Origin of the sequence: Schaedlerella arabinosiphila, from assembly GCF_003885045.1 — a bacterium.
Classification (GTDB): Bacteria; Bacillota; Clostridia; order Lachnospirales; family Lachnospiraceae; genus Schaedlerella; species Schaedlerella arabinosiphila.
In genome coordinates this window covers 95,465-107,763 of the sequence record NZ_RHJS01000001.1, presented here as the reverse complement: position 1 = coordinate 107,763, position 12,299 = coordinate 95,465, and the positions used below count along the sequence as shown (strand labels likewise).

At 43.2% G+C, this 12,299-nt stretch carries 10 protein-coding genes; 1 reads left to right on the top strand and 9 read right to left on the bottom strand.

The window, feature by feature from the left end; genetic code table 11:
- Positions 1-37 precede the first annotated feature (37 nt).
- Entirely contained in the window at positions 38-1,312 is a 1,275-nt protein-coding gene (locus EBB54_RS00435) for an ATP-binding protein (protein ID WP_125125907.1), read from the top strand.
- A gap of 267 nt (positions 1,313-1,579) precedes the next feature.
- Here the strand turns inward: EBB54_RS00435 and EBB54_RS00430 are convergent, their stop codons facing one another.
- From EBB54_RS00430 to EBB54_RS00390, 9 genes are all read right to left on the bottom strand, one after another.
- Positions 1,580-2,680 carry a tyrosine-type recombinase/integrase gene (locus EBB54_RS00430; protein WP_125125906.1) on the bottom strand — a complete coding sequence of 367 codons (1,101 nt, stop codon included), beginning with the start codon at positions 2,678-2,680 and terminating at the stop codon, positions 1,580-1,582.
- Positions 2,681-2,976: 296 nt separating this feature from the next.
- Entirely contained in the window at positions 2,977-3,687 is a 711-nt protein-coding gene (locus EBB54_RS00425) for a hypothetical protein (RefSeq protein ID WP_125125905.1), read from the bottom strand.
- A gap of 192 nt (positions 3,688-3,879) precedes the next feature.
- Complete coding sequence (locus EBB54_RS00420; RefSeq protein WP_125125904.1) at positions 3,880-5,238, bottom strand: ATP-binding protein; 1,359 nt, start codon at positions 5,236-5,238, stop codon at positions 3,880-3,882.
- A 99-nt stretch (positions 5,239-5,337) separates the two neighbouring features.
- Positions 5,338-6,114 carry a hypothetical protein gene (locus tag EBB54_RS00415; RefSeq protein WP_125125903.1) on the bottom strand — a complete coding sequence of 259 codons (777 nt, stop codon included), beginning with the start codon at positions 6,112-6,114 and terminating at the stop codon, positions 5,338-5,340.
- A 24-nt stretch (positions 6,115-6,138) separates the two neighbouring features.
- Complete coding sequence (gene holA, locus EBB54_RS00410; RefSeq protein WP_125125902.1) at positions 6,139-7,023, bottom strand: DNA polymerase III subunit delta; 885 nt, start codon at positions 7,021-7,023, stop codon at positions 6,139-6,141.
- Between the two features lie 160 nt (positions 7,024-7,183).
- Positions 7,184-9,949 carry an ATP-dependent helicase gene (locus EBB54_RS00405; RefSeq protein WP_125125901.1) on the bottom strand — a complete coding sequence of 922 codons (2,766 nt, stop codon included), beginning with the start codon at positions 9,947-9,949 and terminating at the stop codon, positions 7,184-7,186.
- The gene (locus EBB54_RS00400) at positions 9,946-10,776 is read right to left on the bottom strand and encodes a hypothetical protein (protein ID WP_125125900.1); all 831 of its coding nucleotides are present in this window, start codon (positions 10,774-10,776) and stop codon (positions 9,946-9,948) included. Before EBB54_RS00400 ends, EBB54_RS00405 begins: the two co-directional genes overlap by 4 nt.
- Positions 10,766-11,593, bottom strand: coding sequence for a hypothetical protein (locus EBB54_RS00395; protein WP_125125899.1), 828 nt, complete (start codon positions 11,591-11,593; stop codon positions 10,766-10,768). Before EBB54_RS00395 ends, EBB54_RS00400 begins: the two co-directional genes overlap by 11 nt.
- Before the next feature lie 3 nt (positions 11,594-11,596).
- Positions 11,597-12,289 (bottom strand): ThiF family adenylyltransferase, encoded by a 693-nt coding sequence (locus tag EBB54_RS00390; protein ID WP_125125898.1) that lies wholly within the window; start codon positions 12,287-12,289, stop codon positions 11,597-11,599.
- Positions 12,290-12,299 lie beyond the last annotated feature (10 nt).

Sequence of the window (12,299 nt, the reverse complement as noted above, 5' to 3'; positions counted from 1 at the left end):
CAAATTACCTATACTGTAATGGAAGGGAGAGATTGTCATGGCATATATTAAACGAGCTGCAGAAGATACGATTGCACAGGTTTCTAAAATGTTTCCCGTACTGTTGGTGACTGGCCCAAGGCAGGTGGGTAAAACGACTCTGCTGCAAAGACTGGCAGAGATACAGCAAAGCACAGGGATAGAACGAAAATATGTAACCTTGGATGATCCTGACGTAAGATATTTGGCAAAACGTGATCCAGCGTTATTTTTACAGAGATATTCTCCGCCGGTATTGATTGATGAAATTCAGTACGCAACAGAATTGCTGCCCCATATTAAAATGAGCGTAGACCGTACCAAAAGAAAAGGCGATTTCTGGATTACGGGATCGCAGGTCTTTCGTTTGATGAAAAATGTAAGCGAAAGTCTTGCGGGACGGGTCGGCATTGTGAATTTATTGGGATTGACCGATGCGGAAATTTATCAGGAGCCAAGCGAACCATTCCAAACGGATGCGTCACACTTGATGAACCGTTTATCTGTAAGGAACCAGAAGGGCTTAAATGAAATTTACGGCAGAATTTTCAAAGGTTCCATGCCGGAGCTTTATGCAGATGAAAATGTGGACTGGGAGACCTATTACCGTTCCTATGTGAACACATACCTGCAGAGAGATATCCGCGATCTTGCACAGGTTGCCGATGAGATGCAGTTTTATAATTTCATGACGGTTGTAGCCGCACATACCTCAAAGCCTGTTGTCTATGAGGAATTGGCAAACGCCGCTGGTATTTCGGCGCCAACGGCGAAAAAATGGCTGTCTATTTTGGTATCGTCCCATATTATTGCCCTTGTACAGCCATACCACAATCATGCTCTGAAACGGGTTGTGAAGATGCCTCTCCTTCATTTTTTGGATACCGGTCTGGCAGCTTATCTCCTAAAATGGGGAAATCCCGAAGCATTGGAAAGAGGGGCCATGTCCGGAGCGTTCTTTGAGAGCTATGTGTTTTCAGAAATCTATAAAAGCTATCTGAACGCAGGAAAGGAGCCGCCTATCTTCTATTACAGGGATAAAGACCAGAAGGAAATCGATTTGCTGCTTTATCAAAACGGGATTCTTTCCCCGATAGAGATCAAAAAGGCAGCGTCCCCTGGCAAAACAGCAATTAAGAATTTCAATGTGTTAGAGCCCGTGACGCGCGAGGGGGCTTTCGAAGGTTTAGAATCTCTAAAAGTAGAGATCGGGACAGGAAGTGTAATTTGCATGGCAAACGACTTATTGCCTGTGGATGAAAAAAACTGGTTTGTTCCGGTTTGGTTAATTTAGTCAGTGGTTCGAGCCATTGAATATATAGCATAGGATTTTCTGCTGAAAGGAGATGCATCTGCCAATTTCCTGTAATATTTGTAGAAATCTTTAAAAACCCAATGATATTCAGTTTTTCCGAATGGATGGTGGAGGATTTTGGGCGTATTTAGAATATCAGACCTCGCCGTCAGACGACTTTTCATCGGGAGGTCTGATACAGTCATCAGTTTATGACTACAGCCTTATGACTCGGATATGCGATAGGAAGCCTAAAAAATTACTTTTTCATTTTTGACTGCCTTTTTTTATAGAAACGATATTCGCCGCCCGTTTCCGATTATCATTACTCATCTCGGCATAATGCTTTTTAGTAGTATTTACATCTTTGTGCCCAAGAACATCCGCCACAAGATAAATATCCCCAGTTTCTTTATATAAAGCAGTCCCATATGTGCTCCGAAGCTTATGAGGAGTAATTTTCTTATTCGTATTTATCATTGTACAGTATTTTTTCACCATTACCTCTATACTGCGGACCGCCATACGGTTTCCCCTAAGAGAAACAAACAGCGCTTTCTCTTCATCATTGCCTTTCAACAGGGATTCTCTGGGGGATAATGGCTTTATTTCGTCATTTGGCTCCTCCTGATTTTCCAGGATTCCCAAATAGTAGCAGAGTGCGTCCCGTATGTCATCTCCAAAATATATGTATGCTTCATTTCCACCTTTCCGGATCACCCGGAACGTCTGGTTATTAAAATCTACATCAGTAATATCCAATCCTGCCAATTCTGATACACGCATTCCAGTTCCCAAAAATGATGTTAAAATGGCACGGTCACGGGCCATCGTGAGGTTATGAAATTTTTTCTGGCGGTCCGTCATATTGGTCGGACTCTCGACCGCATCCATCAGATCAAAAATCTGTTCCTGATCCAAAGTAATAATGACTTTATCATGAACCTTGGGACGATCAACCGCAGTCAGCGGGTTATTTGATACGGCCTGGCGCTTATTAAAGAAGCTGTACATATTACTGAGGGCAGATAATTTCCTGGCTTTTGCAGATTCGCCGTTTCGGTATTCCGTACCTTCAAAAACATAATAATTAAGATGTTCCAGATATTCATCCATATCGGCCGGGGTCATTTCTTCAAGAACCTTTAAGGGTAGTTCCTTAATCTGATAATCCTTATAAAGCGGATTGCTCATAATAATAAACTGTAAAAAGGTATAAATGTCCCTGCAGTAACCGGTCTGTGTCCGCGGCAATGTGGATGAAGCGATGCCCCTAAAATAATCTGTACAAAACGGCGGCATTTCTTTTAACAAAGCCCGCAGAGCCAATATGTTTTGTTTTTTTACGGTTTCCGTATATTCACTCATAAAAATCATCCTTACTTTTATTTCATTCATATTATTGCGTAAAACCTGCATTTCACGCAATAATATGAATTGCTATTATTCTACTCCGCAAAATACAAATTGTCAATATCTCAAAAAATATTCCAACTAATTTGTGGAAATGATTCTGTATTTGTAAAAACACCAGTTTGCACCTTCCAGGTTCTTTTTGTTGATTGATATACTGAACGAAATCAAATGGCAAAAATCAGCCGGACTAAAAAAGGGTCGGTATGTAAACAGAATATACAGACCCTTTCCATTTACTATAATAACTACTAATGCAGTGTCCGGGCAGATGAAATTATATCTTCCACCTCATACAAGGTTGCCGGCATAACAGGCCTGCATAAGTTATAGAGTGTATCTAATGCATTATCTGCTTCCAATAATTGCTTAAGCTTATCTTCCGTCAAAGGCTTGGCTGTCACCACTTTTAAGATTGTAGCTTTGAGTGCCAGTTCCTCTGGATCAATTACAGAATCCTCTTTTTGACTATATAAATTTTTCTTCATAAGATTTTTGAGTTCATAGTTGAGTTTTCTGTCTAATGTATCTTTATTTTGTTTGGGAGTAGATGAAAGAATATATCTTGCATGAACATTTCCATCACCCATAAGCAGACGATAGACATAACCGCCAATATACTGCATGCGGTCAAAAGCCTCTTCGGACTCACATAAAGTTTTTCCTGTAATGAATGATATTTGCTTATATATCTTTTCCTCTGAAATAAAGACATCCATAGCAATATCCAAATAAATCCCTTCACTTCCACCCCATTGTGCATTACAGTGCAAACCGGAAATTTCAGGAAATGCTTCATCGACATAACGCATTGGATAACTCAGGGAAAAATATTCATCCGGACATAACCCTTCCTCTATCAATATTTTCTTTATGTCATTAAACACTTCCTGGATCGTTCGCGGTTCATAAATCTTGGTTCCATCGCTTTTTTGAATCATATTTTCTGTTTTCACTCTCATATAAATGCCTCCTCCTGTAAAAAAATATTTTTTGGAGAAATTCCTGCTCACGTATGTATCTCCAATCAAAATTTTAAACAAAAATAGCTGCTTCATTGAGCAGCCGTCTCTACCGTATTTCATTGAAAAATATTGTTCCTGAGTAAAACAGAGAATCCCCTTAAGAGATCCTCTGTTCATTGCCCTATTACGCTAAAACTTAAATCTTCCGATTCCATAAATTGGAATGGTATATACATTATCTGCAATTCCCCCATGGGTATTGCCTTTGGCAAATAAAATGAAATCAGCTTTGTTGCGTTCTAATACTGTCTGTATCGTTTTGCTGTTCTTTTTTCCCGCTTTAACTTCAATCGCATAACTCTTATGTTCCTTAATGGTCTTGACATAAAAATCTATCTCACCATTGCCCAGTGTTGCAAATGCAGGTGTTTCCAATGCAATCTCACTTGGATGGCCAATCCTGCGTCTCAAATCCAGATATACGAAATTCTCATTTACGATTCCTGCTATATCAGCTTCAGAGCAGCCGATATGCATCAGGAAATAGGTTGTAAGCCCGACATCCATAAAGTAACAACGGGATTTTGCCTTAAAATCCAAAATATTACACTCCGGAAGCTTCCCTGCAAAATCAATGATCCCAGCGCCGCTTAACCAGTCTATTGCACGATTGACAGACGCTTTTGTAATATTTCCGGAATAATTTTTTACCACAATATTTTGAAGTTCCTCACGGAAACTGTCCTTTTCAAATCCCTTTTTCTCTTTTACAAGAATCCGGGCGATACAGGAAAACATATTGTCATACACTTCTTCATCAAGAATATCCTGAAAGTAACGTTTGCTTTCATTAACAAAAAGTTTCAGGATTTTCAGTAATACTTCCCGGCAATCATCTATAGATTTACTCTTTAAATACTGCAATACGACTGCCGGATATCCGCCGATGGACGTATATATCTTATACAGGCCGTTTAGTTCTTCATAGATGGCCCCTTCACTGTTCCCATAAAGATCAACACCTTCATATAGAGAATGCTTCCCCATTGCTATAAGGAACTCTTCGAAATTCAGTGTCTGGATTTCAATGGAGTCCAGATCGCCGGCAGAATATTTGAATTCTTTATTCAGGATTCTTCCAAGATAACTTCCAGTAATGATAAAATCACTCTTCAGCAAACGGGTAAATTCGCGAATACGGTTATAAACAGCCGCTGATTCCTGGATTTCATCAATTATGATAACTGTATCCTCAGAATCTACAAAATCAGGCCGGTATCTTTTGATAAGCTCATAAACAGGGTTTTCACATGACAATCCTTTTTTCATCTCTTCTCGCAGATCATTGTAATGCTCAATAAAAATTTCTCCTGAAAATTCAAGAAGATTGACATATATTTTCTGCTTATACTGCTCATCTGCAAATTTATTAACAATATATGTCTTTCCTACCTGACGGGCGCCGGACACCTCCAGTGTGGAATGATCCGAATGATTTTTCCATGTAAGAAGGCGGTCGTATGCCTGCCGTTTCAAATAATTGTCCATAATCACACTCCTTGCGATACAATCACTCTGTCTAAATGAATTATAGCAGATTAACCCGTGATTTCCAACAATAACCTTTTCCATCTCTTTTAATCTCTTTTAATCCGCACATCCCCGCGCATATTTCCAAAACCAGTACATTTCCATATTTTCAGTGGCCGGTATCCCTGCTTTTTGCATCTGTTCGAATGATGGTTCCAATTCTTGCAGATAAGCTCCTTTGATAATACTGAACCCAATCTTATTTTCCGCCATTTTCGCTTCCTCGAAGATTTCACGATGGCAGCAATATACTTTATACCAGTGCTGCCGCCCTGCCTTCAGGCATCCAATACAATTGGCATGCTTGGATTCTGCGTAAATAGCCGGCCTTTGGATGCCGATTTCCTCAATATCATGTATTGTACGGCTCCATTCTGCCAATGGGAACATGCTCTGATATCCGATCTTCTGTAAAAGCCTTCGGCGCCTTTTGATTCGGCTGCATTCCGAGGAATCGAAGCCGTAGATCAACGTAATCTCCTTTGACATGCCTTCTCTGCAGATTGGATAATTTTCTTCCAGCCATTGGTAAAACGGCCGGGTTTTTAAAAAATAAGTGCAGATCTCACGTCCGGTACGGAATTTGAACATTTTGTATTTCAGGCTCAAAGCAAGCGGGGACATCTGCTCAAAATCTTCGCAGTTTGCATAAGTTACAGGCAGATATAGAGATGCTGCAACCTCCTGCTTAAATATTTTGATTTTTGGAGATTCCACTTTCGAGCTGATGTTATGATTCAGCAAGATCACATGTTCCCTGCCAAAACGCCAGACTGTTTCTACAGCGGCCAAGGCAGAACTGTGGCCGCCGCTAAAGCATACTGCATATTTCATAGATTGAATCAGCTCCTTACCCTTTTATAGTTCACACAGCTTTGCCAGTACAGTCTTTAGTGCAATTTCCGGCTTATAAAAGCCGCGTTTAACCTTATTGACAGCTCCGTCTAAAATATCCATGGCCTGGCTGCATTGTTCTGCAGAAAGTCTTGGGACAAAGGTTCTGTAATTGATTCCTAATTCCTGCATAGAGCAATTACAACGCTGCATTTTATAGGCAATACGGTAGCTGCGGAGAAGCAGCGATAAAATTCCGACCACATTGTTCGGCTGGCTTCTCAGCAGCAGGTCAGCCTGGCGGAATACATCTCCGTATTGTCTGTTCATGATCAGGCGGATCAGAGAAAATATATCTTCCTTTTCACGATCCATGACCATGCTTTCCACCACATCTTTTGTAATCTTTTTTACCGCACAGACACGTTTCAAAGAATGGAGTACGTCATACAGGTTTGTATCCTCCGAATCGTAATTCACCAATTGCAGAAAAAGCCGGTATGCTTCTGATGTAATTTCGCATCCGGCTTTTTTTATGTACTGCGTGATCGTCTTTTCAAGCGTCTCCTGTGGCAGTTTGTTATATACCTTCATTTCCTCTTTTTTAAAAGATTTAAAAATCTTGGTCCTTCGGTCTGCTTCATCACAGAAAATATAGACTTCTGCCCTTTTCCCCTGTACAGCGATAAATTCGATCAGCTCCGTACATTCGGTCAGCTTTCCGGCCCGGAAGATCATGATCTTTTTATCTCCTAATAAAGGGTATTGGCATAAAAATGCTTTCTCTGTTTCTCCAAATTCATTCGTATCCAGTAAATTAAATTCCGGAGTTTCAACTTTTTTAGTAAGCTCCTCCCGGAATTTGTCGATCAGATACGGTTCCTCTCCATAGATCAGATATTTCGGCATATCATATTCTCCTTGCTAATAATAAGACAAAAAGCAGGAATCCCTTTTTTATAAGGAGAATTCCTGCTTTAAAGGCGTTTCATTTTTATTTTCTGAAATAAACTTCAGAAACATACTTAATCTGTATCAAAAAAATCCAGAACTTATCAGGGCAAAGCTCTTAAGCATAATCTAAACCTCCCATTTCATCCAATTTTTCCCTGAACTCACGCAGAAACATACTCTTTCCTTTGCATATTTCCGTAACATACAGCTTTTCCTTTGCTCTTGTAAGGGCTACATACAGCAGACGCCGGTCCTCCTGCGGGTCTCCGCGTTCGAACGCGTCTACCCCATACACCAGCACCGTTTCAAATTCTTTTCCCTTGGAATCATGTGCCGTCAATAAATGAATCCGCCCCTTCTCTTCTTCGGAACCGTACAGGCGGGTCTCATCATGGAATTTTTTCACCGCAGTCAGATACTGCCATAATTCCTTTGGTGTCCGTATATTCCGTTCCCGGATCATTTCACCCAGAACTTCCGCAGTCTCCCGGCTGTCCGGACTGTTGCCGCAAAAAGCCTTGGTCACGTTGGGAACTGCCCGGTCCGGCGGCATGGAAAAAAGGCTGCTGGCGCGATAAATGCCTGCAAATGCCTGAAAGACGGCGCTGTATGTCCCATCAGCGGACAAATACACGCTTGCCTCCTCCGCATCAAAGGGCAGGATTTCGCCCTGATCCAGATAATCCTCATATAAAGTATTCCTGCAGTCCTTTTTATTCGGATGGATTCCGGATGCCAAAAGCAGGCGATACCAGATCTTATCCTCTGAATAGATGCCGAGATATAAAGCCAGCAGATCCAGGATATCCTGGAATGCAGGAGACTGATACAGATAATATTTTGGCCGGTCATACTGCAGTATATCCTTTTCAGGATGCTCGGAATTATATGTTTCCAGCATACTGCACATACTTTCCAGCTCCCGGTTTGTTCTGGCGATCACGGCAATCTGCTCCGGCCGGCATCCCCCATCCAGTAAGTCGTGGATAAACGCGCCGATGCGGTTGGATCGGAAATCTCGAATCAGGACAGGACGTGCATTTCCCTGGAGATGTGCCTGCATCCGGAACGGCACCCGGTCATGATTATGTCCGATCAAAGTATTGGCAGCGTCCAGTATGCCTGTGGAAGACCGAAAATTATCGGCCAGCCGGATATCTGCCGCCTCCGGATAAAGAACCGGAAAATCAAGCATAAACCGGTTGCTGCCCCCGCGGAACCCATAAATCGACTGATCCGCATCTCCGTAAATCGCAATATTGTTTTGAGGCGCTTTTACCAGAAGCCGGATAAAACGGGACTGCATCTCGTCCAGATCCTGGGCTTCATCTACCATGATGTAATCATAGGACTCCTGTACTTTCTGACGGACCACCTGGGATGATTCTAATATTTCTGCGCCGAGACGGACCTGGTCATCGTATAAAATATATCCCGAGGAATGGAATTTCTGGCCGTACATTTCCTTTATACAAAAGATTCCGGCAGTATCCTTATCCGGATATACCTCCTCAAACCGATGGATTCCCTGCTTATCAATAAAATCAAAATCCCTGAGCAGGCTGTCTAAAAACCCGTGTTTCCGGCCGGGCTTCTCATAGCATATCCCGTGAATGGCCGGCGCCTCGTTCAAAACCTGCAGCAGCATCTGCATACAGTCCACCCTGGTTGCCAGCCTCCGCCTTCCAACCATATATTCATGCTGCCGTACAATCCCAAAAGCAAGTGCATGAAGTGTCGAGACTACTGGTTTTTTACTTGACGTGACCCTCGCCAGGATTTCTTTTGCCGCGTTCTTTGTAAAAGTGACTGCCAGTATCCTCTCCGGGGAATGTCCGCCTTCGATCAGGTCCCGGATACGTGCGGTCAGAACGGCTGTTTTCCCGGCGCCAGGGCCGGCGCATACGCGTAATGGCCCGTCCCGGTGCCGGATCGACCGCTTTTGATCTCCGGTATAGTCCATCGAATCCTCCGGCTGCCTGACCGCCGGCTGTTCCCCGGGTGTATCGCCGGTAACCCTTATCGGACGAAGTCCGTCCGTCCCGCAGGGACATGCATTATGGGATGCCCTTTGGGTATGCCTTTTTGGATCTTCCAGGGGTGTCTGCACCTGATACCGGCAGATATCTTCAAATACACAATTTCTGCAGTTGGCTTTCCGCCTTCTCATCAGAAGCCCCCGAAGTGCTTCGGTAATGCCACCTTTCTCCATATCCGGAAAATCCAACTCGGTAAACCGTACCATATGATCTGTCCGGCTGTCCTCAAGTACCGGACCCGTCTTCTCTTCTGCTTTTTCAGGTTCCAGACCGGCAATCATGATATCAACCGCCCTGTCCGGATATTTCCTTTTCATACCGCCCATGAGGCAGAGCATTTCTGCCGTATAAAAGATCTTTTTTCCGGCAGCTTGCGCATAACGGCGGCAAGAATCAGGGAATTTCGGATACAGCAGGATACCCAGTACAGCGCCGTCCTTTTCCTCCGCAATCAGGTCTGCGGTTATCTGCAGACGCCGAATCCGACAGCCTTCGTATTCTTCCTGAAATTCCATTTCCAGGTCAGCTCCCGCATATATAGTGCCTCTGATATTTGCTCTGAACCAGCAGTACAGGCGTTTCATCCGGAACAGGCTGTTCCGGACCGCCTCCTTTTTCTGCCAGTGGAGCTCAAACCAGCAAGCTTTTAGATTCTCTTGAAGGAAGGCTTCCATTTTCCCGGATATTGCATCCCATTCTTTCCGTTCTGCCAGATACTCTGCCAGCATCCCAAGGGCATGCTTTTTTACGTTATATTTCTGGAACTCTTCGTCCAGAATCACCTGCTTCAATTCATACTTTTTCGGGCATTGGAGCAATACGGTGAGTTCCTCCGTCCTCATTGCTCTATCCTCAATTCCGTGTCTCCCCTGATTGTTTCTCTTACCTTGTTTTTAAAATCTTCGAACAAAAGCCGGAACACGAAACAGGACAGGGTCCATGTAAAATTTAAGCAGGTTATATCCAGAAAACCATAACCATTGTAGCCTGTATCGAAACAAATATAATAATATTCTCCCAGAAAACCATGGCTGTGTTCCGACTGAAAAAATAAGGGATATTCCAGGTCACTGACCACCGTATCCAGCGCCTCCCGCTCTTTTCTCAGGTACGTGTCCACGAACCCGCCAAATTTTTCACAGAAGGTATGGTAGATATATATTTCCCGGTTCCGGAGGATATAGACTTCGCCGTCCTCCATACAGCGTGCATCCTGGATCAAATTCAGATTCTTCAGGATGAAAGGCCTCCAGGACGGCTCGACCTGCCGCAGTTTTCTTTTAAGGTATGTTTTCCTTCCATACTGAGGGATATCCCATTCATTGTATTCGATTTGGATATGTATGATTTCGAAATGTGCCTGAAATGCCATATCCGCAAACAGATTCCAACAGTTTTCCTTATATTCGGCCATAAACTCTATCCCATCATCGTATTCTGACAGTTCTTTTATGTAATCGAGTAAAAACCATTTACTGTCATTGTCAACAATGTACATTTCCGTACCGTATTTTTGGTTGAATTTTTCCAGAAAACGTTGAATCAGCAGGATTGACAGCACAAAAAATATATCCGTATTTATAAAGCATAAAAGATTCTCATAAAAACTTTTTTCCCACTGTTCAGAAAACGGATGCCTGTCAATTTCCATAATTTCTTTAAAATTCATCCTCTTCACCTCTTCTTTGTAATGCCTCTGCAGTAAAATCGAATATCTCATCTGCCAGATCCAGCAGCTTTTCCAGTACATACAGAGCAGTAAAAAAATTCCAGTTTAAATCCTTATAGGAAATTTCGTCATCCAGGTCTGCGCCAAAACAAAATCCGATGATATACTCTTCCTTCTTTAAGGTCCATGCTTTTCTCCAGTCCTTCCATACAGGAAATCTCAGAGTTGACAGCGCGTTCTGAATCTGCCTGTTCTCCTGTGAGAACTGGTTGCCAATAATCTGCGGGTTTTCGTCCGTAAACCATAGATAGTCCGCCAGTCTTTTGCTGGTCAAATAGACGGTCTCCCTTCCAAATTGAAAATCCATGCTGTCCAGAACCGGTTCCGGCATCTGGCGGAACAGCTCCAACTGTTTACCGAAGAACAGCCGGCTTTGATGATCTATCAGGCTTTCTTTTCTGGAACTGTCATCCATTTGGAGCCAAAACTCCCATTCTGTTCCCGTAAGTTCTTCTATTCCGGCCAAGTCGATTATTTCCAGGTTGAAAGACGACCACTCCGGCATCGAGAACAACAGTGCTTCTCCTGTCATCTGCAAGATCTGATACACATCATTCAGCCTGTTTCGCATTTGCGGAAAACGGACATTGTGGAAAGGTATCTTGATTTCCCCGGCGGTCAGCTTTTTGAAATAAGCGAATCCCAGCATCAGCACATAAAACGTATGCCGTCCGTCATCTGTCAGCCAGGCTTCCCATTCGTCCCACTCCCTTGGAAAAGGCGCAGTGGTTATGCGTGCCAGTTTCTGCCTGTCCATCCATCACACCTCCTGAAAACGCAGAAATCCTTTAAAGGTATCAAAATAATAGATTCCGCCCTCCCATTCGTCGCCGGATAAAAACTCTACCGTACATTTCAGCAGTATATTGGCAGCAAAAAGATTGGTCAGCAGATGCTGAGGCGACGATATATTTGTTTGCTGGCAGCTTTCCCATCTTCTTGGAACAGACACATCCTCGAGAATCTCTGGAAAGTAATGCACTCTGTCCGGACTCAGTTCGGTCCCATCAATACGCACTGCCGCCACCACTTCGCCTGCGGAATACTCATTGGCTGCATCCAGATAAAAACAGGACTCGGCCGACTGGAAATAGTCATGCATCACCTTCCTGCAGGCGTGGTTATCCACGCATCCGACCAGCAGCATAACCATATTTTTGTCTTCAAATTTACTCAGGTCTGAGACGCTGTCTATATATTCCGGATAATATTCACAGGAAACCTGGAAGGCTTCCTGCAGGATCTCGGACATGACTTCCGCTTTTTTCCGCCCCACATCCTGGGGAAGAAACGGCTGCCTTGAAATATTGCTCTCTTCTACCAGGTCGCCGTCGGCCAGCAGTATGCGGCAATATTGCCGCATACTGTTCCGATAAAGAAATCGCCCCAGTTCCTTGATAAAATTTCCTCCTGTGCCGCCGCATCCTACAATAATTATGTTAAATTTTGACATTCTATATCCT